Raw genomic sequence first — 24,915 nt, 5'->3', positions numbered from 1 at the left:
AATTATATTGGTGTTTGGGCGGCATTTCTCCTAAGCTGGAGCCCAGTTCAGTGCCTGTTGTGCTGGCTTTGCAAAAAAGGAGAAATCGTATGAAACCGACCAAACTCACCACCGCCGCCGGTTGCCCGGTGGTCGATAACCAAAACGTCATGACCGCCGGCCCGCGTGGTCCGCAACTGCTGCAAGACGTGTGGTTTTTAGAAAAGCTGGCCCACTTTGACCGCGAAGTGATTCCTGAGCGGCGCATGCACGCCAAAGGCTCGGGCGCGTACGGCACTTTTACCGTCACGCACGACATCACCCGCTTTACCCGCGCCAAGCTGTTCTCGGAAATCGGCAAAAAAACCGAGATGTTTGTGCGCTTTTCCACCGTGGCCGGTGAGCGCGGCGCGGCCGATGCCGAGCGCGACATCCGTGGTTTTGCCATGAAGTTTTATACCGAAGAGGGCAACTGGGACTTGGCCGGCAACAACACCCCGGTGTTCTTCCTGCGCGACCCGCTGAAATTTCCCGACCTGAACCACGCCGTCAAGCGCGACCCGCGCACCAACCTGCGCAGCGCCCGCAATAACTGGGATTTCTGGACGCTGCTGCCCGAGGCGCTGCACCAGGTCACGGTGGTCATGTCCGACCGGGGCATCCCGGCCAGCTACCGCCACATGCACGGTTTTGGCTCGCACACCTTCAGCTTCATCAATGCGCAAAATGAGCGTTTCTGGGTCAAATTCCACTTCAAAACCCAGCAGGGCATCAAAAACTGGACGGACGAAGAAGCTGCCGCCGCCGTTGCCCATGACCGCGAAACCCACCAGCGCGATTTGTACGATGCCATCGAGCGCGGCGACTTCCCCAAGTGGACGATGTACGTGCAAATCATGCCCGAGCTGGAGGCCGAGAAGGTGCCCTACCACCCCTTCGACCTGACCAAAGTCTGGCCCAAGGCCGACTACCCGCTGATCGAAGTGGGCGAGTTCGAGCTCAACCGCAACCCCGCCAACTACTTTGCCGAGGTGGAGCAGGCCGCCTTCAACCCCGCCAACGTGGTGCCGGGCATCAGCTTCTCGCCGGACAAAATGTTGCAAGGGCGCTTGTTCTCGTACGGTGATGCGCAGCGCTACCGGCTGGGCGTGAACCACGGCCAAATCCCCGTGAATGCCCCGCGCTGCCCGGTACACAGCTACCACCGCGATGGCGCAATGCGCATGGACGGCAACTACGGCAGCACCCTGGGCTATGAGCCCAACGGCTATGGCCAGTGGCAGGAGCAGCCCGACTTTCGCGAGCCGCCCCTGAAAATCAACGGCGCAGCCGACCATTGGGATTTCCGCCAGGACGATGCCGACTACTACAGCCAGCCGCGCGCCCTGTTTCGCCTGATGACCCCGGCGCAGCAGCAGGCGCTGTTTGACAACACCGCCCGCGCCATGGGCGATGCGCCGGACGAAATCAAGCGCCGCCACATTGCCAACTGCACGCAGTGCGATCCGGCCTATGGTGCAGGCGTGGCCAAGGCGCTGGGCTTGTAAGTACCGAAGTACGCCCCAGATGCATCCTTCACCGGGCAAGCTGCCGGTGAAGGATTTTTTTTGCGGCCACCGCCGTTGTCGCCATCCTCCCCTGGGATGGCATCGCCTGAGGACACCCCATGACCCCGCCTATTCTCTCTATGCTTGATTTGGTTGCCGTGCGCGAAGGCGGCACCGTGGCCGAGGCCTTACAGGTCGCCGTGCGCACCGCCCAGTGCGCTGAAGATTTGGGCTTTGCCCGCTACTGGCTGGCCGAGCACCACAACATGCCGGGCATTGCCAGCTCGGCCACGGCGGTGCTGGTGGGGCACATTGCCGGGGCTACGCAAACCATCCGCGTTGGCTCGGGCGGCATCATGCTGCCTAACCACGCCCCGCTGGTGGTGGCCGAGGCGTTTGGCACGCTGGCCGAGCTGTATCCGGGCCGCATCGACCTGGGCCTGGGCCGTGCCCCCGGCACCGACGGGCCGACCATGCGGGCCCTGCGCCGCAACCGGGTGGAGACGGAGGAGGACTTTCCCCGCGACGTGCAAGAGCTGCAGCGCCTGCTGGCCCCGGCGCAGGCAGGCCAGCCCATTGTGGCGGTGCCGGGGGCGGGCACGAATGTGCCGATCTGGCTGCTGGGCTCCAGCCTGTTTTCAGCGCAACTGGCCGCCCACCTGGGATTGCCGTATGCCTTTGCCTCGCACTTTGCGCCGCGCATGCTGCACCAGGCATTGGCGATTTACCGCCAGACGTTTAAGCCCAGCGCCGCGCTGGCCAAGCCCTACGCCATCGTTGGTGTGCCGGTGATTGCGGCCCCCACGGATGCCGAGGCGCAATTTCTGGCCAGCAGCACCTACCAGCGCGTGCTGGGCATCCTGACGGGCAACCGCACGCGCTTGCAGCCGCCGGTGGAAGGTTTCATGGAGCAGGTGAGTGAGCGCGAACGCGCCGCAATTGCCGATTTTTTGGCCGTGGGCATCATCGGTGGGCCGCAAACGGTGCGTGCTGGCTTGCAGGCGCTGGCCCAGGCCACGCAGGCCGACGAGTTCATGCTGGTGAGCGATGTGTTTGATGCCGATTTGCGCCTGCGCTCGCTACAGCTGACGGCGCAGGCCATGGTTTAGATCGTGAACACGTTCTTAAGCGCGGGCCAAGTTACGGCTTAGGCCCAATGGGAAAGGGCCAGATGGCCTGGGGTGCCAGGGTGGTGCTGGCCACGGGTTTTGCTTTTGATTTAGTAGCTTTTTCCGCTTGTTTTACGGCGATTTCAGCGTCAATTGGCTCTGATTTTGTTTTTTTACTTTCGGGAACAGCTACTTTTTTTGTTGTTTTGCTGGCGCTGGCACTGGTTTTGCTTTTTGCGGGTGCTGTGGCGGCGGCGGCTTTGGGGGCAGATTGCTTGGTGGTAGAGGAGGTGGTGGCCATGGTTGGGCTTTCTTGGGCTAGGGCGTGAATGCGCGCGCAGCATAGCGGCCTTGCCGGGTTTAATCAAATGCCATGGCTGCGATCGATGACGGCCATGGCTCTGCCATCGCTACCACTATGTGCCTGCAGGCCGTTGCAGCCGTGCGCGCAGCGGCGCTGGCAACAGGGCCAGCAGCTGCGCCCAGGAAAAACCGGGGCCTGGGTCGTGCTTGCGGCCTGGGGCAATGTGTTCGTGGCCCGCCAGGTGGGTCAGCGGGTACTGGGCGGCCAGTTGTTCTAGCAGCCCCGCCAGGGCGCGGTATTGCGGGGGGGCAAAGGTTGCGCCCTCCAGCCCTTCGAGCTCGATGCCGATCGAGTCGTCATTGCAGTTGCTGCGCCCGCGCCAGGCCGAAGCGCCGGCATGCCAGGCGCGGTCATCGGCGCTGACAAACTGCCACACCATGCCTTGGCGGGTGATGAAAAAATGGGCCGACACTTCCAGGCCGCGAATGCTTTCAAAGTACGGGTGGGCTGCCCAGTCAAGCTGGTTGGTAAACAGTTGCTGTACGCAACCGGTGCCGTATTGGCCTGGCGGCAGGCTGATGGAGTGCAGCACGGCCAGGTCAATGCAGGCCCCAGCGGGCCGGGGGCCAAAGTTGGGGGAGGGCAGGTGCTGCACGTGGGGGGCGCAGAGCCAACCTTGGTGCCAGTGGGCGGTGGGGGCGGTGGGGGCGGGCATGGGCTAGTGGGCCGCTGGATGGGGAAGGTGCAGCCGCTGCAAACGGTACTGAATTTGCGTGGGCTCCAACCCCAGTTGGGCGGCGGCAGCGGTGATATCGCCCCCTTGGGTTTGCAGGGCCTGGGCGAGCAGTTGGCGCTCTTGGGCATCCAGCCAGGCCGCGAAGGCATGCCTTTTGGGCGGGGGATTTTCTGGCGTGGGGGCCGCGGCGGCGTGGGTGGGCGCACCTGGTGAGACAGCGGGGGGGGCAACAGAGGCTGCACCGGGGGAGGCCATGGGCGCGGCGAACGCGGCCAGCGGTGCCGTGGCTGTTTGGCCCAGGCCCTCGTCGCCCAGGGCGACGTAGCGGTGCAAGAGGTTTTCCAGCTCGCGCACATTGCCCGGCAGGGGCAGGCTTTGCACATGCTGCAGCAGAGCCGGGCTGGGCGGCGGCACGGGCAGGCCGTTTTCTTGCGCCATATTGGCCAGCAGGCGCTCGCACAGCAGGGGCAGGTCTTCGCGGCGCTCGCGCAGGGCGGGCAATTGCACGTCAATGACATTCAGGCGGTAGAACAGGTCTTGGCGAAAGCGCCCCGTTTGCACATCGTTGGCCAGGTTGCGGTGGGTGGCGCTGATGATGCGCACGTCCACGCCTTCTTCTTGGGTGGCCCCCAGGGCGCGCACGCTGCGCTCTTGGATGGCGCGCAGCAGCTTGGCCTGCATGGCCAGGGGCAGCTCGCCCAATTCGTCCAAAAACAAGGTGCCGCCGTTGGCCGCCTGAAAAAAGCCCTGGCGGTCGGCGTTGGCCCCGGTAAAGGCCCCTTTGCGGGCACCGAAAAATTCGGCCTCCAGCAAATGCTCGGGGATGGCCCCGCAGTTCACCGCCACCCACGGGCCGTGGCTGCGGTGGCTGCAGGCGTGCAGGGCGCGTGCGACCAGCTCTTTGCCCGTGCCCGATTCGCCCGTGATGAGCACCGGTGCCATGCTGGGGGCGACTTTTTGGATGCGCTGGCGCAGCAATTGCATGGCGGGGGATTGGCCGGCCAAGCGCTCTAGTGCGGCACAGGCGGCAGGATGGATGCTGCTATCGCAAGGGGGGAGGGCGCTGCAGGCGGGGGTTGCCAAGGCCGGTGCGGCCGGGGTGTTGGGCGCGGGCAGGCCTTCGGTGGCCGAGGCCACGACGCGGCGAAATTGCTTGAGATCGACCGGCTTGGTCAGGTAATCAAACGCGCCATAGCGCAGTGCCTCAACGGCGTTTTCGGCGCTGCCATAGGCGGTAATCACAATGCTGCGCTCTTGGCGCTGCTGCTGGTGCAACTCGTGCAGCAGCGCCATGCCCAGGCCATCGGGCAGGCGCATATCGGTGATGAGCACGTCAAAGCGCTGGCTGGCCAGCAAGGCGCTGGCTTGGGCCAGGTTGGCGGCGGTGCTGACGTGGTGGCCATCGCGCAGCAAGGTCAGTTCGTACAGGGTGCGCAGATCGGGCTCATCGTCCACGACCAAAATGCGGGCAGGGGCAGTGGGCATAGGTCAATCCGAAGCAGTAAACAAAGCGCCAGTCTGCCCCCGGGCGGCGGGGCTGCTGTGGGCAAAGCGCAGGGTAAAGGCATTGCCGGCCGGGCCTTCAGGCTGACCAGGGCAAGCTTGGCGGTGGTAGCGCAGGCTGGCACCGTGGCGCTGGCACAGCTCGCGGCAAATGAACAGGCCCAGGCCGCTGGAGCGGCTGTGCGAGGAAAAAAACGGCTCAAACAAATGGTTTTGCATGCTGGCTTCAATTTCTGGCCCGCTGCTCCAGACCTGCACCCAGGCCCGGCCATTGCGCTGGCGGCCTGTGCCCAGCCACAGCTGTTTGTGCCCGCTTGCATCGGGCTGGGCGTAGCGCTGGGCGTTGTCCAGCAGATTGACGATGATGCGGCGCAGGTGCTCGCTGTCAAAGGCCACGCTGCCGGGGCAGTCCAGGTGGCAGCGGCCTTGGCGCTGGGCACTGTCTTGGGCTTGCCACTCGCGCCAGATGGTGCTGACGACCTCGTCCAGCGCCAGGCCAATCGAGGGGCTGTGCTGAATTTGCTGCTGCACCCGGGCAATGTCCAGCACGTCTTCAATCGTGTGGGCAATGCGTTGGGCGTTGGCGGCCACCATGTGGACCAAGCGCTGCTGGGCCGGGTCGGTAATGTCTTCGGCCAACAAGGCATTGGCTTGACTGATGGCCGCCAGCGGGTTGCGGATTTCATGCGCTACGGCGGCAGACATGCGGCCCATGGCGGCCATTTTTTCGGTGCGCAGGCGGGCCTCCAGCTGGCGCAAGTCTTCCAGAAAAACCAGAAATTGCGTGGCCGGTGCGGTGTACTGGCTGTCTTCGGACAGAAAGGGGTGCTCGCTGCCTTGCAGGCCATCGTCGGTGCTGTGGTCGCTGGGCCAGACGCGCACGTACAGCCCCACCGGGGGCAGGTTGGCCTCCACCAGCTGCAAGCGCGCATCTTGGGACTGGCCGGTGCTTAAGGCTTGCAACACCAATTCGCCCAGCGGCTGCCAAGCGGGGCGCTGGTTCAGGGCCATGGGCGGCTTGCAATCGCCCCCTAGCAGTTGGCAGGCCGCCGGGTTGGCTTGCTGAATCTGCAAGCTGCTATCGACCACCAGCACCCCTTCGGTCAGCCGGTCAATGATCAGGGTGTTGATCTCTTCTTGCGATCGGGCCAGGCGGTGGTGGCGGCGAGCCAAGCGCTCTTGCCAGCCCAGGCGCTGGGCCAGGTGGTGGGTGAGAAAGGCGACCGCAAAATACCCGGCGCACACCGTGGCCACCTGCACGGTCAGCTCCCACCCATTGGGCAGGCCATCCAAGGCGGCCAAGGCATAGCCGCCGAGCAAAAGCAAGGTCACGCTGGCCGTGGTGGCCAAAGCCATGCGCAGGTTTCCCAGGCAAGCGGCCGCCAAAATGGGCAGGGCCAGCAAGGGCGAAAAGTGCAGCGTGCCGCCCGGTTGCCACAGCTGCAGCAGTTGCACCAGGCTGATGATGCCCACCTCCAGCGCCAGCGTGGCCACCCAGGCCAAACCCCATTGCTGCCCGGGCGGATGGTTGCGCAGCAGCAACCACGCGGCGCAGGTCAGGATCAGGTAGAGCCCGCCCAGAAACCAAGAAAAATTGGTCAGCACCGAATCCAAGTGGCTGGTTTGCGGCACCAGCATGCCCAGCAGCATCAGGGCCGAAAACACCCGCCCCAGGCTAAAGGCCCGCCATAAACGCCGGGCCATGGCCAGGGGCAAGGTGGTGGTGCTTTGCGGATGGGTGGCCTGGGCCATCATGGCTGACGGGCACCGCGCTGCTGGTGGGCAGGGCTGCAAAAAAACTGCCCATTGGCGGCACTGGCCTCGGCCTGGGGCAGGTGCAGCCCGCAGTGGGCACAGCAGACCATGGTTTGCACCGGCAGGTGGTTGCGCGGGGCCGCGCCTGGGCGCGGTTTGGGCGCAACGGCTTTACGGTGCTTGTGCCGCCACAGCGCAACGGCCACCAACAGCACCAACGTGACCAGCAAGTATTTACTCATGCACCGTGCCCCAGCAGCACTTCCAGCACAAAGCGCGAACCGGCATAGCCCAAGAGCAGCATCACCGCCCCGGCATACACCATGCGCGTAGCGTGCAGGCCGCGCCAGCCAAAGCGGGCACGGCCCACCAGCAGCACGGCAAACACCACCCAGGCCAGCAGGGAGAACACGGTTTTATGGTCAAAGCGCCAGGGGTGGCCGTACAGCGCTTCGCCAAACAGCCAGCCCACCAGCAAGGTGGCCGTCAGCAGCACAAAACCGGCATTCACGCAGTGGAACATGATGCGCTCCAGCGTCAGCAAGGGCACGCCGGCGCCATCTTCACTGGCGCGGCGGATGCGCCGTTCGGCCCGGGTCATCAGCCCTGCGTGTACCACGGCAGCGGCAAACAAACCGTACGAGGCCACCCCCAAGGTCAAATGCAATGGCAACCAGACCGATGGCCCATTGGCCAGTGAGGTGCCGGGGAAAAAGACCGCCAACAGCACCGCCACAGCCCCCATCACCGCCAACAGACTGGCTGCCCGCATGCGGGGGTACAGCTGCTGCTCAACCAAATACATGGTCAGCATCAGCCAGGCGGTAATGGACAGCGCTGGGGCAAAACCAAAATGGGCGGGTGTGTTGAACACGCCCGCCACCAGCGACAGCAAGTGCAAGCCCCAAGCGGTGTACAAGCTGGTGCGGGCCTGGCCCGCGCGCTGGGTAGAAAATGCCGCCAGCAAATAAGCGAGCGTGGCCATGCCCGCAGGGGCCAGGGTCCAAACAGAGGTGGGAGCAGAAAAATGGGGGTGCAGCGCCATGGTCGCCATCATATCGCTGGCGCTACCTGCCGCGCAGCGCAGCCGCAGGCCTTGGGGCCGCTGCCGACCCCCTAGCAGGTAGAATTGCCCGCTTTTGCTGGCTTCTTTTCAGGGTTTTTGATTTATGGCATCCGCACTTACCGACAAACTCTCGCGCCTGGTCAAGGAAATGCGCGGCCAGGCTCGCATTACCGAGTCCAACGTGCAGGACATGCTGCGCGAAGTGCGCATGGCCCTGCTGGAAGCCGACGTGGCCTTGCCCGTGGTGCGTGACTTTATTGCCCGCGTCAAAGAAAAAGCCCTGGGCCAAGAAGTGCTGGGCAGCTTAAAGCCCGGCCAGGCGCTGGTGGGCATCGTCAATGCCGAACTGGCCGCCACCATGGGCGAAGGGGTGGCCGACATCAACCTGGCCGCCCAGCCCCCGGCCGTCATCCTGATGGCCGGTTTGCAAGGCGCGGGTAAAACCACCACCACGGCAAAATTGGCCAAGCACCTGATCGAAAAGCGCAAAAAGAAAGTGCTCACCGTCTCGGGCGACGTGTACCGCCCGGCGGCCATCGAGCAGCTGAAAACCGTCACCGCCCAGGCCGGGGCCGAATGGTTTGCCAGCACCCCCGACCAAAAACCCCAGGACATCGCCCGCGCCGCGCTCGATTACGCCAAAAAACATTACTTTGACGTGCTGCTGGTCGATACCGCCGGCCGCCTGGCCATTGACGAGTTGCTGATGCAGGAAATCAAAGACTTGCATGCCCTGCTCAAACCGGTCGAAACCCTGTTTGTCGTCGATGCCATGCAGGGCCAGGACGCGGTGAACACCGCCAAAGCCTTTAAAGAAGCGCTGCCGCTGACCGGCATCGTACTGACCAAGCTGGACGGCGACTCGCGTGGCGGCGCGGCGCTGTCGGTGCGCGCCATCACCGGCGCTCCGATCAAGTTTGCCGGTGTCAGCGAAAAAATCGACGGTCTGGAAGTGTTCGATGCCGACCGCCACGCCCAGCGCGTGCTGGGCATGGGCGACATCGTGGCCCTGGTCGAGCAGGTGACGCAAAACGTGGACCTGGAAGCTGCGCAAAAGCTGGCCGAAAAAGTCAAAAGCGGCGATGGCTTTGACCTGAACGACTTCCTCGCCCAGCTGCAGCAGATGAAACAGATGGGCGGCCTGTCCAGCCTGATGGACAAACTGCCCAGCGAAATCGCCAGCAAGGCCGGCAGCATGGACATGGACAAAGCCGAAAAAGAAGTGCGCCGCAAGGAAGGCATCATCTGCTCGATGACGCAAAAAGAGCGCAAAAACCCCGCCATCATCAAAGCCACGCGCAAAAAACGCATCGCTGCCGGGGCCGGCGTGCCGGTGTACGAGGTCAATCGCCTGCTCAAGGAGTTTGAGCAAATGCAGTCCATGATGAAAAAAATGAAGGGCAGCGGAATGATGAAAATGCTCAAAAAACTCGGCGGTGCCAAAGGCATGAAGGGCCTGATGGGCGGCGGCATGCCCAAGCTGCCGTTTTGAACGCAGGCGGCAATACGGTGTAAAACATAGCTGTTTACGCTGATGAATAAACGATTTAATAGTGTTTAGCTTCTAAATCTGTTTATCTATCAGCGTAAGCAGCTATTTTATTTTTCTTGAATGCCGCCATGGCCATAATTGTCCCCATGCAGCCACTGGATCCACTCACCTCCCCCGCACGCCGCCAGGCAGGCCGTGACCTGGGCCGTTTGACCGCTGCGGCCTTGCTGTTGCTGGCCGGATGTTCCAGCGCCCCGCCCAAGCGCGGCCCTGCGCGGCCCACAGCGTCTGCTGCGCCGCCTGCCGGTGCCCAAGGTTTGCGCCTGCCCGCCGCGCAGCGCGAGCCGCTCTTGGCCCGCACCCTGCTGGTCATCAACACGCCCTACACCTATGGCGGTAATACGCCCGAGGGCGGCTTTGATTGCAGCGGACTGATTCAGTACGCCGTGCGCGGCATTACCAGCAAGCCGCTGCCGCGCACCACGGCGCAGTGGGCGCAGGCCAGCAGCCCGGTGCGGGGCCGGGGGCTGGCGCGGGGTGATTTCGTGTTTTTCAACACCCTGGGCGGGCGCTATTCGCACATGGGGATTTTTGTCGGCAATGGGCAGTTTGTGCATGCCCCGTCCAGCGGCGGCACAGTGCAGCGCGTGCGCATGGACAACCCCTACTTTGCCAAGCGCTTTACCGAGGCCCGCAGCATTTTTGCCTGAGTGCGCCTTGGCCCAGGCCAGGCGTTACGCCGAAGCGGCCTGCAGCGCCTGGGCGCAGACATAGGCGCTGGCCCAGGCCCACTGGAAGTTATAGCCCCCCAGCCAGCCGGTGATGTCCACCACCTCGCCAATAAAGAACAGGCCGGGCTGCTGCTTGGCCTGCATGCTTTGTTGCGCAAGCGCTTGCGTGTCCACGCCGCCCAAGGTGACTTCGGCCTTGGCATAGCCTTCGGTGCCGCTGGGGGTGATTTGCCAGTGGCTTAAGGAGTGCGCCAACTGCGCCAGGGCTTTGTCGCTGCATTGGTTCACGGGCCCTTGCCAGGCCGGGGTGTGCTGGCACCAAGCTTCGGCCAAACGCGTCGGCAGCCATTGGGCCAACAGGTTGGGCAGTTGTTTTTTGCTGCTGGCTTTGGCTTCTTGCAAGGCCGCGGCAATGTCCAGGTGCGGTAGCAGGTCGATGGTCAGCGGCTGGCCCGGTTGCCAGTAGCTGGAAATTTGCAAGATGGCTGGGCCAGACAGCCCCCGGTGGGTGAACAGCAAATCCTCATCGAAGGCGATGGCGGGCTTTTTCTCGCCGGTGCTGATGCGCACCGGCAGGGCAACACCGGCCAAGTCGGCGTAGGGTGCCCAATCCTCCCCCGCAAAGCGCAAGGGCACCAAACCCGGACGCTGGGCAACGATAGGCAGACCAAATTGCTTGGCAATGCGGTAGCCAAAGTCGGTGGCACCAATTTTGGGAATGGACAGGCCGCCCGTGGCCACGACCAGGTTGTGTGCCTGCACCAGGCCTTGGCTGGTGTGCAGGCGGTAGCGGCTGGGGCCTGAACGGGGGGCGGAGGCCGCTTCAGCCTCTATGGTTTCGATGGTGCAGGGCTGCCAGCGCTGCACTCCGGCCAGTGCGCAGGCATCGAGCAGCATGCGCACGATGTCCTGGGCGCTGCGGTCGGCAAACAGCTGGCCTTTGTGTTTTTCGTGAAAGGCGATGCCGTTTTTTTCTACCAAGTCGATAAAGTGCTGCGGCGTAAAGCGCGACAGGGCCGAGCGGGCAAATTGCGGGTTCTGTCCCAGGTAGTGCTGGTGGCCGGTGCGCGGGTCGAGGTGGCGGTTGGTGAAGTTGCAGCGCCCACCGCCGGAGATGCGGATTTTTTCGGCCACGCGCTCGGCGTGGTCGATGAGCAGCACGCGCAAGCCGCGTTGGCCCGCTTGTGCGGCGCAAAACAGGCCTGCCGCCCCTGCGCCCACAATGACAACGTCAAAATAAGGCATAAGAAAAAAGCCAGTGTTTGCAAAGAAACACTGGCTTGAGATGGTGGTCGTAGAGGGACTCGAACCTTCGACATCAGCATTATGAATGCTGCGCTCTAACCGACTGAGCTATACGACCGAATGCAATAAAGGCAAATAATTTGGTGGTCGTGGAGGGACTTGAACCTTCGACATCAGCATTATGAATGCTGCGCTCTAACCAACTGAGCTACACGACCGAAGCCGCGCATTATAGACAATTTTTGCGGCTGTGTTGAGTTGTTTGATAACCCGGTTTATTGGTGGGTAAATTGCGCGGGGCGCTTGTTCAGGAAAGCGTCCATGCCTTCCTTTTGATCTTGCGTGGCAAACAGGCCGTGGAACAGGCGGCGCTCGAACATCACGCCGTCGGCCAGCGTGCCTTCAAAGGCGCGGTTCACGGATTCCTTGGCCGCCATCACGGTGATTTGCGAGAAGCCGCTGATGGTGATGGCCGCAGCCAGGGTTTCTTCCATCAGCTTGTCCAGCGGCACCACGCGGCTGACCAGGCCGCTGCGCTCGGCCTCGGTGGCATCCATCATGCGGGCGGTCAGGCACATGTCCATGGCTTTGGACTTGCCCACGGCACGCGGCAGGCGCTGGGTGCCGCCGGCGCCGGGGATAACGCCCAGCTTGATTTCGGGCTGGCCAAACTTGGCGTTGTCGGCCGCGATGATGAAGTCGCACATCATGGCCAGCTCACAGCCGCCACCCAGGGCAAAGCCGCTGACGGCGGCAATGACGGGCTTGCGGATGCTGCGGATGGTTTCCCAGTTGCGCGTGATGAAGTCGCCCTTGTAGGCATCGGCAAAGCTGTACTTGGCCATGACCGAGATATCAGCGCCAGCGGCAAAGGCTTTTTCGCTGCCGGTGATGATCATGCAGCCGATGTTGTCGTCGGCATCAAAGGCTTTGAGCGCTGCGCCCAGTTCGTTCATCAACTGGTCGTTCAAGGCGTTGAGCTGCTTGGGGCGGTTCAGGGTGATGACCCCGACTTTGTCGGCTTCAATGCGTACTTCAATGGTTTCGTAGGCCAAGGGATGCTCCTTTTCAATGGATATATGGGCAAACTTTAACTATACCGAAGCTATACCGGCGAGACGTTGGGCAGCCACTGGGCCAGCTGGGTGTTATCACTGGTACGTAGTTGCACGTTGCTCAAGGGCTGGTTGGCCGCTGGCGGCAGCTGCAAGGGCAGGCGCAGCAGTTGCTTGTCGCGGGCGATGAGGGCTGTCAGGGCGCTGCCCGGGGGGGTGTACAGCGCCAGTTCATCCAGCGTGCCGATGCGCCAGCCTTGCGGGCCATGGCCTGCATTGATTTCGATGCCGTACCACTCGTCCCCAGCCATCATGCCCGCCTGTTCCGCCGGGCTGCCGCGCAGCACTTGGCGAATGGTGATGCTGCTGCCCTCTTGCGCGCGCAGGCCCAGCGCTTGGGCCGTGGCGGCGGGCTGGCTTTCCAGGGTGACACCAAAGGCGGCCAGCAGGTCGGCCAGTGGTAAATCGTCGGTGCCATGCACCCAGGCGCTGAGCTCTGGCTGCCAACTGCGCCCGGTGAGGGCGTGCAGGCTGGCCAGGATGCGCTCTTCAGTGACTTGCCGATCCGGGCAGTGTTGCCACAGGTGGCGCATCAAAGCGTCCAGATTGCTGCCCTCGCGGCGCAATTGCAGGTCCAGGCACAGGCCGACCAGCGCCCCCTTGGTGTAGTAGCTGACGGTGGCGTTGGCGGTGTTTTCGTCCGGGCGGTAGTACTTCACCCAGGCATCGAAGCTGGCCTGGGCCACGCTTTGCACCTTGCGCCCCGGGGTTTGCAGCACTTGGTTGATGGTTTTGGCCAGCAGCTTGAAGTAGGCCGGGGTGTCGATCAGGCCGGTGCGGTGCAGCACCAGGTCGTCGTAATAGCTGGTCAGCCCTTCAAAGAACCACAGCAGCTCGGTGTAATTTTCTTGGTTGTAGTTGTAGGGGGCGAAGGCCGCCGGGCGCAGGCGCTTGACGTTCCAAGTGTGAAAGTATTCGTGGCTGATCAGGCCGAGCAAGGTGGTGTAACCCTCGGTCTGCTGCGCCACGCCTTGGCGGGGCAGGTCGGCGCGGTTGCAGATGAGGGCGGTGCTGTGCCGGTGCTCCAGGCCGCCGTAGCCGTCGTGGGTGGCGTTGAGCATGAAGACGTAGTTGCGCTGCTCTGGTGGGCTGCCGTCGGGGTGCCAGAGCTGGATTTGCGCGGCGCAGATTTTTTGCGTATCGGCCAGCAGGCGTTCCCCGTCAAACGTGGCGGGGGCACCGGCCACGACAAAGTGGTGCTCCACGCCGCCTGCGCTAAAGCGGCCATGCCAGAAAGTGCCCATTTCCACGGGGCTATCGACCAGCTCATCGTAGTTCTGGGCGCGGTAGTGGCCAAAGCCGTTATCTTCTGTTTTGATAGCTGGTAGCGCTGTTATTAATTGCCAATTCAGGTAGTTTTGATGCTGAATGACTTCTAAATCATGCGCAACGTGCTCTTGATTATGAATACGCAAGAGCAAGCTGGTGCCATTGAAAAAACCCCGGCGTTGGTCCAGCCAGGCCATGCGCACCGAGTTGTCGTAGGCACTGACCAGGTAAGTGAGCACCAGTGGCGTACCGTGCGTGCAGGAGATGCGCCAGCGGTGCTTGTCGCACTGGGTGACGGTGCAGGCTTGGCCGCCTTGCTGGGCGGTGAGTTGGTGCAGGTTTTTGGCAAATTCGCGCACCAGGTAGCTGCCGGGAATCCACACAGGCAGGCTCACCTCTTGCTGCTGGGCGGGCTGGGCGATGGTGAGCGTGATGCGAAAAAGGTGGGCCTGCACATCGTGCAATGCCACTTGGTAGTGGATGGGCGCAAGCGGCGGGTGAGACAGGGGGGTGGTGGCAGCAGTGTGGGCAGTCATGGCAAGGTGGCATCAACCCTGCCACCACGGGCGTTAAATGATGATGATGATGAAGTTATTTAGCCGAGCTTAAGCGCTTTTCAACATCTTTGGCTGAGATTGCACCTGGTACGCGGGTGTTGTCAGTAAAAACAATGGTCGGTGTGCCAGTGATTTTGTACTTGTGGGCAAACGCCAGGTTGCGCTCCAGTGCTTTGGTGTCGCAGGTGGCAGACGTGGATTTTTCCCCTTTGAGCATGTAATCCTGCCACGCCTTGGCCTGGTCCTTGGCGCACCAGATGTTGCGCGATTTTTCTACCGAATCGGGGCTGAGGATGGGGATTAAAAAGACGTGCATGGTCACGTTGTCCACGCTTTGCATATCGCGTTCAAAGCGTTTGCAATAACCGCAATTGGGGTCTGCAAAGACAGCGATTTGCCGCTCGCCTTTGCCCTGTACCACTTTGATGGCATCGTTTAATGGAAGATCGCTGAATTTGACAGCAGTTAGTGCTTTGATCCGGTCTTCAGTCAGGTTGCGCCGGGCCTGGGTGTCAATCAACTCGCCCTGGATCAGGTAGTTGCCCTGGGCATCGGTATAAAACACATCGGTGCCCACGCGCACTTCATACAGTCCTTGCATGGGGGTGGTGCGCACTTCGTCAATCTTGGTCAGTTGGGGGATGCGCTCGTTCAGGGTTTGGCGAATCGTGTCTTCCGGGCTGGCCGCAAAAGCCTGGCCCAGGGTCAGGACGGCAAACATAGCTGTGGCGGCAGTGGCAAGCAACTTCATGTGGGGATTCCAGTGTGCAAAGGTCAATACGGTAAAGCGCCGTTAGGGGCCGGGGGGTGGCAAAGGTTCCAGGGGGCAAAAGCGCCTTAGCGCAGGCCCATGGCTTGCTGGGTGATCCAGTGCTTGAGAGGGGTGCAGCGCTCAAACTGGTTCATGCCCCAGTTGCGCAGCACTTGCAGGCTGGGCTCGGTGCGGCCAAACAGCTGCTGGATGCCATCCATCGCCAGGCTGATGGGCAGCATGGCGGCCTGGCGCGTGCGGGCGTAGCGGCGCAGCAGGCGCAAGTCGCCCGTGCTTTGCCAGTCCTTGCGCTGCTGCAGCAATTGGCCCAGGGTTTGCACATCGGCCAGGCCCAGGTTCAAGCCCTGGCCGGCCAAGGGGTGGACGTTGTGCGCCGCATCGCCCACCAGCACCCAGCTTCCAGGCAGCGGGCTATGGGCCGGAAAGCTGCCACACCAGCGCTGGGCCATGGCGTGCTGCAGGGGCCAGGCCATGCGTGGCCCTTGCAGGTGCAGTTCGCCCAAGACCCCTTGGCTGATGCTGCCAAGCATCTCGCAAAAGGCTGCAGGCTCGGCCTCCAGCCATTGCGGCACGATGTCTTTGGGGGCTGACCACACCACCGCCACGCTGCTGCCCTGCGGCCCGCCGAGCGGTAAAAACGCCAAAATGCCCAGGGGGCTGAACCATTGGCGGGCCACCTGGTGGTGGGGCTGGGCGCAGTCCAGGCGGGTGGCAATGGCCGTTTGTGGGTAGGGGGTGATGTCAAATTCCACACCCAATTCGGCCCGGGTGCTGCTGGCACGGCCTTCGCAAATGGCCGTCAGGGGTGCAGCGACGGGGGCATCGACCACTTCAATCAGCGGCTGGTAGCGCACAGCATCGGCCAGGCGTTGTTCCAGCGCCGGCACATCGACAATCCACGTCAGGGCTTCAGCGCCTTGCGCTTGGGCATCGAACTGCACTTGGCTGTTGCCATCGCCCACCACGTGCATGCGCTGGATGGGCGTGGCGTGCTGCGTGTCGGGCCAGGCGCGCAGGCTGTCCAGGAGTTGTTTCGATGCGCCATTGAGTGCGTAGGCGCGCACATCCTGGGTTTTAGATGCAGTTTGTGGCGCAGCGACCAACGCCACGCGCAAACGCTCTCGGGCGAGAAGCAAGGCTAAAGCGCGGCCAACAATGCCAGCGCCACGAATGCAAATATCAAAATGTTGGGCCATGGCGCGATTGTAGGAGCGCAACAGGAGGCAAAAGCCTGCAGCGCGGCGCTGTTTTTGCGCAGGGCAGCGCCTTTATTACAATCAAGGCTAATTTTGAGGGCAGCAACAAGCTGCCCTCGTTTTTTCTAAGGAAGTTGTATGAGTCTCAAGTGCGGCATCGTCGGTTTGCCCAATGTGGGTAAATCCACCCTGTTTAATGCTTTGACCAAGGCAGGTATTGCGGCAGAGAACTACCCTTTTTGCACCATTGAGCCGAACACTGGCGTGGTGGAAGTGCCCGATCCTCGGCTGCAGCAGTTGGCGCAAATTATTCACCCTGAGCGCATCGTTCCGGCGATTGTGGAATTTGTCGATATTGCCGGTCTTGTGGCTGGTGCGAGCAAGGGTGAGGGGTTGGGCAACCAGTTTTTGGCCCATATCCGTGAAACGGATGCCATCGTGAACGTGGTGCGCTGCTTTGAAGACCCCAATGTGATTCACGTGGCCGGCAAGGTGGATCCGATTTCTGATATCGAAGTGATTCAAACCGAGTTGTGCTTGGCCGATTTGGCCACGGTGGACAAAGCGCTGAACCGCTACTCGAAAGCCGCCCGCTCGGGCAACGACAAGGATGCGGCCAAGTTGGTGGCTTTGCTGGAGCCGATTCAGGCGGCACTGAACGAAGGCAAGCCCGCACGCGTGGTTCCTATCTCCAAGGAAGATGCCCCTTTGCTCAAGCCTTTTTGCCTGATTACGGCCAAACCGGCCATGTTTGTCGGCAACGTCGCGGAAGATGGCTTTACTAACAATCCTTTGCTCGATCGCCTGACAGACTATGCCAATGCACAAGGTGCGCCCGTAGTGGCAATTTGCGCGAAGATCGAAGCCGAAATGGCTGAGATGGAAGACGAAGACCGCGATATGTTCCTGCAAGAGCTGGGCCTGGAAGAGCCCGGCCTCAATCGCCTGATTCGTGCAGGCTTTAAGTTGCTGGGCTTGCAAACCTATTTCACCGCCGGTGTAAAAGAGGTGCGTGCCTGGACCGTGCGTGTGGGTGCCACAGCCCCCCAGGCAGCCGGTGTCATTCACGGTGATTTTGAGCGTGGCTTTATCCGTGCCCAAACCATTGCGTTTGATGACTTCATTGCCTACAAGGGCGAACAAGGTGCGAAAGATGCCGGCAAGATGCGGGCAGAAGGCAAGGAGTACATCGTTAAAGATGGCGATGTACTCAATTTTTTATTCAACGTCTAAGGCTACGCAGCCCCTCCTGGCACAGCCACAGTGCCGGGAGCAGGGCTGGTTTTTAAGTGTGGCTTGCTGCTGGAGCCCACGGCAATTTCGCCACTGAGCTGGCCACCTTCTTCGATCACCAGCTTGCCGTAGCGGATTTTTCCGCTGACGCGGCCTGTGCCGAAGATCATGAGCTTGTCGCGCACGGTCAGGTCACCGTCAAAACGGCCATAAATTTCGGCAATATCAATTTCCGCTGCCCCTCGAAATGCGCCTTCTTCCGCGATATGGATGACGCGTGAGTCCATGGTCGCCTCGACGGTGCCTTCAACCACCAGGGTGTCGCAGTCGGTAATTTCTACACCTTTGAGCTTGATGTTTGGGCCAACCGTAAGTTGGCTTCCACCTGCGCTGCCGCTGGTGGGCGTAGGCGCGTTGGCTGGGGTGTATGCCACCCCGGCTGGGCGGGCGATGGGCAGGGCAGGGGGGCTGCTGGCCTGGTTGGTGGAGGGGGTGCGTGATGGCAGGGGCTCAGGTTCGCGCTTGCTGAAAAACGAGGGGGATACGGCCATGGGGGAAACGCCTTCTTGTAGAAGCCATGGATGCTAGGTGCCAAGCCTTGCCCTAACTGCTACGGTCTTGCAAGAGGAGTAACCAAAGCGCTCATTGCTTGCACACGCTTGCAGCCTTTGCGCTTGCATACAGGGTAAGCGCAAGCCAAGCGTTTCATCCGCCGCCCCCAGCCATCACAGGGCCAGGTCCTTCATGTCAGCGCCGTTGGCGATCAATCACCCCGTGCTGCGCAGGGGGCGATGATCCCATCAGAAGGATTCCCAATCGTCGTTGTTGCCCTGTGCTTTGCTGGTCTTGGCAACTGCTGTGGGGGCAGCCGCAGGCGCACTCAATGCAGCGACCTTGGCCGCAGAAGGAGCAGATTTTTTGGATGCGGCTGGCTTGTTTGCTGTGGCTGGCAGCTTGGCTCGTGTTGCGATGGGCTTGTGGGCCACGTGGGCGGGTGCTTTGGGGGCTAGCGAAACGTGCTGTGCTGCACGGGTAACACCGTGGCCTTGCGCCAGTTGGAACACTGCGACTGCCTGCACCAAATCTTGTGCCTGGGTGTTGAGGCTGCTGGCAGCGGCGGCCATTTCTTCGACCAGGGCAGCGTTCTGCTGCGTGGCTTGGTCCATCTGCATCACGGCTTCCCCCACTTGGGAGACACCAGCGCTTTGCTCGCTGCTGGCCGCGCTGATCTCGCCCATGATGTCGGTCACGCGCCGGATGCTGGAGACCACCTCGCTCATGGTTTGGCCGGCCTTGTCCACCAGCGTCGTGCCTTGCTCTACCCGGTTCACGCTGTCGGTGATCAGGGTCTTGATTTCTTTGGCAGCTTCTGCGCTGCGGCCGGCCAGGGTGCGCACTTCTCCTGCCACCACGGCAAAGCCGCGGCCTTGCTCGCCTGCGCGGGCCGCTTCCACTGCAGCGTTCAGGGCCAGGATGTTGGTTTGGAAGGCAATACCATCAATCACGTTGATGATGTCGGCGATCTTGCTGCTGCTGTCGCTGATGCCGCGCATGGTATCGACCACCTGGCTGACCACTTCACCACCTTGCACCGCCACGGTCGAGGCGCTTTGTGCCAACTGGTTGGCCTGGCGTGCGTTATCGGCATTCTGTTTGACGGTAGAGGAAAGCTCTTCCATGCTGGCAGCCGTCTCTTCCAGGGCGCTGGCTTGGCTCTCGGTGCGTGCACTCAGGTCTTGGTTGCCCTGGGCAATTTGGCTGCTGGCAGCGGCGACCGATTCGGAGCCCGAGCGCACCGTGGCTACCACTTTGGCCAGGCTGTCGCGCATGGTGCGCAGATTGGCCAGCAGGCTGTCTGGGTTGCCATCCGCAACCTGCACCTCCACGGCCAGGTTGCCGTGCGAGATTTCACTGGCAATGCTGGAGGCATAGTTGGGTTCGCCGCCCAGGGCACGTGTGATGGAGCGTGTGATGATCCACGCCAGCAGAACACCCACCAGAGTCGCTGCTCCGGCAACAATCAGCATCAGCAAGCCGGTGGTGCCAGCAGTATCCCGCGCACCATTGGCCGTGGCATGCATGATATTTTTTTGAAAAGCAATCACATCTTCCAGTGCCTTGAAATACGCTTCCTGGAGGGTTCGGTTTTCTGTTCTTAGGAGTTCGCGTGCTTCATCGGCTTGATTGGCCAAGCCCAAGCTGACGGCCTTGTCGGTTGCGGTGTAGTAGGGGACGCTTGCGGCAATGACTTTTTGAAGCAGGTCTCGGCCTTCCGGGATGTGGATGGATTTTTCCAGCTGCGCATAAATTTCTGCAGTTCGGGCGCGGGCTTCATCGATGCGTTTTTTTTCTTCTTCCATCTCCTGGTGATCGCTGGTCAGCGCGATGTTGCGCACTGAATGGGCAATCAGGTTGATGTTGTTGATTGCTTCCGTTATCTGTTCGACTTTGACCATGCGGTCATCTACGAGATGCTGCACCTCATCTGCGAGGCGCTCTAGTTGGATACGACCAAATACAGCCACCACGATACCGATCACGATAAGGGTACTAAAGCCCAGCGCCAGGCGCGAGCCGACTTTCATGCTTGAAAAATTCACGATGCTTTTCCTAGGAGTTTGGTGAAATGGTGTGCTGAAGCAGCTAAGTGCAGGCCACGTTGGCCGATCATGTGTTGGCTTGGTGCCTTCATTTTTGACGCGTTAGCGCATTTCAGATTGCCTGTCCTGCCACGTTCTGTTACTTCGATGTATTAGGCTCAATACCGTATTGTCGCAAAGGATACATTGTTTTGTAACTATTATTTTACAACCCTGAAAAACCCGCGATCAGGCGCTTTGTGCTCACCACAAGTGTTGGACTGGATTACTGAGAGCGTGCCCCTGGGGCGCGGTCCGTTTCCCCCCTCGCTTAAAATCGGCCGCTTTTGCAATTTGCGCCCCCTCGCACCTCCCCATCCCATGAACGCTCCGATTGCTCAGACTGCTGTTTTGGCAGCTGCCGCACAGCCTGCCCGCCTGCGCGAAATTCCGTACAACTACACCTCGTTTTCCGATAAAGAGATCGTCATCCGCCTGCTGGGGCACCGCGCCTGGGAGGTGCTGCAGCTGCTGCGCTCGGAGCGGCGCACTGGCCGCTCGGCCCGCATGTTGTATGAGGTGCTGGGCGACATCTGGGTGGTGCAGCGCAACCCCTATTTGCAAGACGACCTGCTGCACAGCAGCCAGCGGCGCGGCCAGCTGGTGCAGGCCATGCGCCACCGCATGGCCGAGGTGCAAAAGCGCCGCCGCCCCGAAGAAGATGCCGAGCGCGATGCCCTGGTGGCCGAGCTGGCCGCAGCCGCCGAGCGCGCCGTGCAGGAGTTCGAGCGCATGTTCGCCCAGGCCGCTCAGCTGCGCGAGCAGGTGCGCAAAACGCTGGGCAAGCTCACGCACAAGGACAACATCAAGTTCGACGGCATGTCCCGCGTCAGCCACGTCACCGATGCCACGGACTGGCGTGTGGAATACCCCTTTGTCGTGCTCACCCCGGACACCGAGGCCGAAATGGCTGCCCTGGTGCAGGGCTGCATCGAGCTGGAGCTGACCATCATCCCCCGAGGGGGCGGAACCGGTTACACCGGCGGGGCCATTCCGCTGTCCTGGCGCAGCGTGGTCATCAACACTGAAAAACTCGATGCCATCACCCCGGTGGAGATGGTGCAACTGCCCGGTCTGAGTCAGCCCGTGCCCACGGTGTGGACCGAAGCCGGTGTGGTCACCCAGCGCGTGGCCGAGGCGGCCGAGGCGGCGGGCTTTGTCTTTGCCGTCGATCCCACGTCGATCGAAGCCTCGTGCATCGGCGGCAACATCGCCATGAACGCCGGCGGCAAAAAGGCCGTGCTGTGGGGTACGGCGCTGGACAATCTGGCCAGCTGGCGCATGGTCACGCCTGACGGGCAGTGGCTGGAAGTGACGCGCGTGAACCACAACCTGGGCAAGATCCACGATGCCGAGATGGCCAGCTTTGAACTGCAGTATTTCGAGGCTGACGGCAAAACGCCCATCCGTACCGAGCGCTTGGACATCCCCGGCCACAAATTCCGCAAGGAAGGCCTGGGCAAGGACGTGACCGACAAATTCCTCTCGGGCCTGCCCGGTGTGCAGAAAGAGGGCACGGATGGGCTGATTACCAGCGCCCGCTGGATCGTGCACCGCATGCCTGCGCACACGCGCACCGTGTGTCTGGAGTTTTTCGGCAGCGCCAAGCTGGCCGTGCCCAGCATCGTCGAGATCAAGGACTACATGTTCGAGGAGCAAAAGCGCAGCGGCGTGCTGCTGGCGGGCCTGGAACACCTGGACGACCGCTACCTGAAAGCCGTGGGCTACGCCACCAAGAGCAAGAAGGGCAACGGCCAGTTGCCCAAGATGGTGCTGGTGGGCGACATCGTGGGTGACGATGCCGACGAGGTGGCCCGTGTCACCAGCGAAGTGGTGCGCATCGCCAACACGCGCAGCGGCGAGGGCTTTGTCGCCGTCAGCAGCGAGGCGCGGAAAAAATTCTGGCTCGACCGTAAGCGCACCGCCGCCATTTCCAAGCACACCAACGCCTTCAAGATCAACGAGGACGTGGTCATCCCCCTGCCGCGCATGGCCGAATACACCGACGGCATCGAGCGCATCAACATTGAGCTGTCGCTGCGCAACAAGCTGGCCCTGTGCGATGCCCTGCTGGAGTTTTTCGCCCAGGGCGAACTGCCGCTGGGGCAGAGCGAAGACCGCATCTCTGCCGCCGAGCTGCTCGAAGACCGCGTACACCAGGCCCAGGCGCTGGTGCAGCAAGTGCGCGCCCAGTGGGCCGACTGGCTGGCCAATGTGGCCACGCTGTTCCCTGAATTGCAGGAGCACCGCCTGCGCGCCAGCTGGAAAACCCAGCTCAAGGCCCCGATGGCGCACATCTTCAGCGGCCAGGCCTTCCAGCCGGTGCTGGCCGAACTCAACAAAATCCACCAGCGCGTGCTCAAGGGCCGTGTCTGGGTGGCGCTGCACATGCACGCGGGCGATGGCAACGTCCACACCAACATCCCCGTGAACAGCGACGACTACGCCATGCTGCAAACCGCGCACGAGGCGGTGGCGCGCATCATGCAGCTGGCCCGCAGCCTGGACGGCGTGATCTCGGGCGAGCACGGCATCGGCATCACCAAGCTGGAGTTTTTAACGGACGAAGAACTCGCGCCCTTTGCCGATTACAAAAAGCGCATCGACCCGCACGGGCGCTTTAACCGCGGCAAGCTCATTCGCGAGAAAAACGGGCTGGTGCCGGCCGAATCCCCGCGCGAGGCGCTGATGTTTGCCGACCTGACCAACGCCTACACGCCCAGCTTTGGGTTGATGGGCTACGAGTCGATCATCATGCAGCAGTCCGACATTGGTGCCATTGCCGAATCGGTCAAGGACTGCCTGCGCTGCGGCAAGTGCAAGCCGGTGTGCAACACGCACATTCCGGGCGCGAACCTGCTGTATTCACCGCGCAACAAGATTTTGGCCACCTCGCTGCTGGTGGAAGCCTTTTTGTACGAGGAGCAAACGCGCCGGGGCATCTCCAGCCACCACTGGCAAGAGTTTGAAGACGTGGCCGAGCACTGCACCCTGTGCCACAAGTGCTTTACGCCCTGCCCGGTGAAGATCGACTTTGGCGACGTGTCCATGAACATGCGCAACCTGCTGCGCAAGATGGACAAAAAAAGCTTCAACCCCGGCAGCAAGCTGGCCATGGCGCTTTTGAACACCACCGAGCCGCAAACCATCAAGTTGCTGCGCAGCGGCGTGGTCGGCGTGGGCTACAAGGCCCAGCGGCTGGCGGTGGACGTGCTCAAAACCGTGGCCAAGCCGCAAATGCAACGCCCCCCGGCCACCGTGGGCAAGGCCAGCATCAAAGAGCAGGTGATCCACTTCGTGAACAAAAAGCTGCCCGGCGGCCTGCCCACGAAAACCGCCCGCGCGCTGCTGGACATTGAGGACAAGGACTACATCCCCATCATCCGCAACCCGCAGACCACCACGTCTGAGACGGAATCGGTGTTTTATTTCCCCGGCTGCGGCTCGGAGCGGTTGTTCAGCCAGGTCGGCCTGGCCACCCAGGCCATGCTGTGGCACGCGGGTGTGCAGACGGTGATGCCACCGGGCTACATGTGTTGCGGCTACCCGCAGCGCGGCAGCGGCCAGTACGAGCAGGCGGACAAGATGATCACCGACAACCGGGTGCAATTTCACCGCCTGTCCACCACGCTCAATTACCTGGACATCAAGACCGTGGTGGTCAGCTGCGGCACCTGCTACGACCAGCTGGCCGGCTACCAGTTCGACCAGATTTTCCCCGGCTGCCGCATTGTGGACATCCACGAATACCTGCTAGAAAAAGGCATCACCTTGCCGGCGGGCCAGGGCGGTTACCTGTACCACGAGCCTTGCCACAACCCCATGAAGCAGGGCGATTCGATGCAGACCGTGCGCGCCTTGGTGGGTGACAAGGTGCTCAAAAGCGAACGCTGCTGCGGCGAATCGGGCACGCTGGGCGTGACCCGGCCCGATATTTCCACGCAAATCCGCTACCGCAAGGAGCAGGAAATCCGCAAGGGCGAAGCCCAGCTGCGCGACAGCGGGGCCGTTGGTGCCACCGACAACATCAAAATCCTGACCAGCTGCCCCAGCTGCCTGCAAGGCGTTTCGCGCTACGCCAACGACTTGCAGACCGGCCTGCTGGAAGCGGACTACATCGTTATCGAAATGTGCAACCAAATCCTCGGCAAAAACTGGCTGCCCGAATTCGTACAACGCGCCAACAACGGCGGGATCGAGAAGGTGCTGCTATGAACGACTGTGTGCTATGCCAGGAACCGGGCGGCCAGCCCATCTGGCAAGGCGAAAAACTGCGCCTCATCCGTGCTGACGAGGCGGGCTTTCCTGCCTTCTACCGCATCGTCTGGAACACGCACGTGGCCGAGTTCTCCGACCTTAGCGCCGCCCAGCGCCAGCACTGCATGGAGGCCGTGGCGCTGGTCGAGCAGGTGCTGCGCCAGCAGCTGCAGCCCACCAAGATCAACCTGGCCACGCTGGGCAACGTTGTGCCGCACCTGCACTGGCACATCATTGCCCGCTACGACTGGGACAGCCACTTTCCCGCCCCCGTTTGGGCCAGCGCCCAGCGCCCGCGCGATAGCGCGCGTGAAGCCGCCGTGGTGGCGCAGCTGCCCATGGTGGACGCTGCGTTGCAGCAGGCTTTTGCGGCATATTATGAAAAATAATAGCTTTTTCCGCTGATAAAC

General features: G+C 61.9%; 20 protein-coding genes and 2 tRNA genes. 8 read left to right on the top strand and 14 right to left on the bottom strand.

What is annotated here, in order from left to right; translation table 11 throughout:
• The first annotated feature begins 89 nt into the window (after positions 1-89).
• The 3 genes from ACFO24_RS10065 (at position 90) to ACFO24_RS10055 (ending at position 2,964) form a co-directional block, all read left to right on the top strand.
• Positions 90-1,526, top strand: a complete 1,437-nt coding sequence (locus ACFO24_RS10065; protein WP_377738228.1) for a catalase — start codon at positions 90-92, stop codon at positions 1,524-1,526.
• 119 nt (positions 1,527-1,645) lie between these two features.
• Positions 1,646-2,635 (top strand): LLM class flavin-dependent oxidoreductase, encoded by a 990-nt coding sequence (locus ACFO24_RS10060; RefSeq protein WP_377738227.1) that lies wholly within the window; start codon positions 1,646-1,648, stop codon positions 2,633-2,635.
• A 62-nt stretch (positions 2,636-2,697) separates the two neighbouring features.
• Complete coding sequence (locus ACFO24_RS10055) at positions 2,698-2,964, top strand: hypothetical protein (RefSeq protein ID WP_377738226.1); 267 nt, start codon at positions 2,698-2,700, stop codon at positions 2,962-2,964.
• An 87-nt stretch (positions 2,965-3,051) separates the two neighbouring features.
• Here ACFO24_RS10055 and ampD read toward each other — a convergent pair whose 3' ends face one another.
• The 5 genes from ampD to ACFO24_RS10030 are packed head-to-tail and all read right to left on the bottom strand — an operon-like array spanning position 3,052 to position 7,978.
• Entirely contained in the window at positions 3,052-3,654 is a 603-nt protein-coding gene (gene ampD / locus ACFO24_RS10050) for a 1,6-anhydro-N-acetylmuramyl-L-alanine amidase AmpD (protein WP_377738225.1), read from the bottom strand.
• A 3-nt stretch (positions 3,655-3,657) separates the two neighbouring features.
• The gene (locus tag ACFO24_RS10045) at positions 3,658-5,160 is read right to left on the bottom strand and encodes a sigma-54-dependent transcriptional regulator (RefSeq protein ID WP_377738224.1); all 1,503 of its coding nucleotides are present in this window, start codon (positions 5,158-5,160) and stop codon (positions 3,658-3,660) included.
• A 3-nt stretch (positions 5,161-5,163) separates the two neighbouring features.
• The gene (locus ACFO24_RS10040) at positions 5,164-6,933 is read right to left on the bottom strand and encodes a two-component system sensor histidine kinase NtrB (protein WP_377738223.1); all 1,770 of its coding nucleotides are present in this window, start codon (positions 6,931-6,933) and stop codon (positions 5,164-5,166) included.
• Positions 6,930-7,175: a PP0621 family protein gene (locus tag ACFO24_RS10035; protein WP_377738221.1), complete on the bottom strand. Its 246-nt coding sequence runs from the start codon at positions 7,173-7,175 to the stop codon at positions 6,930-6,932. Before ACFO24_RS10035 ends, ACFO24_RS10040 begins: the two co-directional genes overlap by 4 nt.
• Positions 7,172-7,978, bottom strand: a complete 807-nt coding sequence (locus tag ACFO24_RS10030) for a cytochrome C assembly family protein (protein ID WP_377738220.1) — start codon at positions 7,976-7,978, stop codon at positions 7,172-7,174. Before ACFO24_RS10030 ends, ACFO24_RS10035 begins: the two co-directional genes overlap by 4 nt.
• A gap of 124 nt (positions 7,979-8,102) precedes the next feature.
• Between ACFO24_RS10030 and ffh the strand changes: the two genes are divergently transcribed.
• Together ffh and ACFO24_RS10020 are read left to right on the top strand one after the other, a co-directional pair.
• Positions 8,103-9,491 (top strand): signal recognition particle protein, encoded by a 1,389-nt coding sequence (ffh, locus tag ACFO24_RS10025; protein WP_377738219.1) that lies wholly within the window; start codon positions 8,103-8,105, stop codon positions 9,489-9,491.
• Positions 9,492-9,619: 128 nt separating this feature from the next.
• Positions 9,620-10,201, top strand: coding sequence for a C40 family peptidase (locus ACFO24_RS10020; protein WP_377738218.1), 582 nt, complete (start codon positions 9,620-9,622; stop codon positions 10,199-10,201).
• Positions 10,202-10,225: 24 nt separating this feature from the next.
• On the opposite strand, the gene ACFO24_RS10015 is transcribed toward ACFO24_RS10020, so the two are convergent.
• From ACFO24_RS10015 to ACFO24_RS09985, 7 genes are all read right to left on the bottom strand, one after another.
• Positions 10,226-11,467, bottom strand: a complete 1,242-nt coding sequence (locus ACFO24_RS10015; protein WP_377738216.1) for a BaiN/RdsA family NAD(P)/FAD-dependent oxidoreductase — start codon at positions 11,465-11,467, stop codon at positions 10,226-10,228.
• 41 nt (positions 11,468-11,508) lie between these two features.
• Positions 11,509-11,585, bottom strand: a tRNA-Met gene (locus ACFO24_RS10010).
• 23 nt (positions 11,586-11,608) lie between these two features.
• Positions 11,609-11,685: transfer RNA gene (locus tag ACFO24_RS10005), tRNA-Met, on the bottom strand.
• Positions 11,686-11,742: 57 nt separating this feature from the next.
• Entirely contained in the window at positions 11,743-12,522 is a 780-nt protein-coding gene (locus ACFO24_RS10000; protein WP_377738215.1) for an enoyl-CoA hydratase, read from the bottom strand.
• A gap of 50 nt (positions 12,523-12,572) precedes the next feature.
• Positions 12,573-14,387 carry a M61 family metallopeptidase gene (locus tag ACFO24_RS09995; protein WP_377738214.1) on the bottom strand — a complete coding sequence of 605 codons (1,815 nt, stop codon included), beginning with the start codon at positions 14,385-14,387 and terminating at the stop codon, positions 12,573-12,575.
• Between the two features lie 55 nt (positions 14,388-14,442).
• Entirely contained in the window at positions 14,443-15,159 is a 717-nt protein-coding gene (locus ACFO24_RS09990; RefSeq protein ID WP_377738213.1) for a DsbC family protein, read from the bottom strand.
• 86 nt (positions 15,160-15,245) lie between these two features.
• Entirely contained in the window at positions 15,246-16,376 is a 1,131-nt protein-coding gene (locus tag ACFO24_RS09985) for an FAD-dependent monooxygenase (protein WP_377738212.1), read from the bottom strand.
• A gap of 138 nt (positions 16,377-16,514) precedes the next feature.
• On the opposite strand from ACFO24_RS09985, the gene ychF reads away from it, so the two are divergent.
• The gene (ychF, locus tag ACFO24_RS09980; protein ID WP_207574805.1) at positions 16,515-17,609 is read left to right on the top strand and encodes a redox-regulated ATPase YchF; all 1,095 of its coding nucleotides are present in this window, start codon (positions 16,515-16,517) and stop codon (positions 17,607-17,609) included.
• Positions 17,610-17,611: 2 nt separating this feature from the next.
• On the opposite strand, the gene ACFO24_RS09975 is transcribed toward ychF, so the two are convergent.
• Together ACFO24_RS09975 and ACFO24_RS09970 are read right to left on the bottom strand one after the other, a co-directional pair.
• On the bottom strand, positions 17,612-18,160 hold the full coding sequence (locus tag ACFO24_RS09975; protein WP_207574802.1) for a bactofilin family protein: 549 nt from the start codon (positions 18,158-18,160) through the stop codon (positions 17,612-17,614).
• Between the two features lie 249 nt (positions 18,161-18,409).
• The gene (locus ACFO24_RS09970) at positions 18,410-20,209 is read right to left on the bottom strand and encodes a methyl-accepting chemotaxis protein (protein ID WP_377738211.1); all 1,800 of its coding nucleotides are present in this window, start codon (positions 20,207-20,209) and stop codon (positions 18,410-18,412) included.
• 360 nt (positions 20,210-20,569) lie between these two features.
• Here ACFO24_RS09970 and ACFO24_RS09965 point away from each other — a divergent pair, with 360 nt between their 5' ends.
• Both ACFO24_RS09965 and ACFO24_RS09960 read left to right on the top strand, forming a co-directional pair.
• Positions 20,570-24,463 (top strand): DUF3683 domain-containing protein, encoded by a 3,894-nt coding sequence (locus ACFO24_RS09965; protein ID WP_377738210.1) that lies wholly within the window; start codon positions 20,570-20,572, stop codon positions 24,461-24,463.
• Entirely contained in the window at positions 24,460-24,894 is a 435-nt protein-coding gene (locus ACFO24_RS09960; protein ID WP_377738208.1) for an HIT family protein, read from the top strand. Before ACFO24_RS09965 ends, ACFO24_RS09960 begins: the two co-directional genes overlap by 4 nt.
• Positions 24,895-24,915 lie beyond the last annotated feature (21 nt).

It is taken from the genome of Comamonas denitrificans (genome assembly GCF_042654745.1).
Classification (GTDB): domain Bacteria; phylum Pseudomonadota; class Gammaproteobacteria; order Burkholderiales; family Burkholderiaceae_C; genus Comamonas; species Comamonas denitrificans.
The sequence above is the reverse complement of the archived record's forward strand: the minus strand, read 5'-3'. Positions and strand labels throughout refer to the sequence as shown.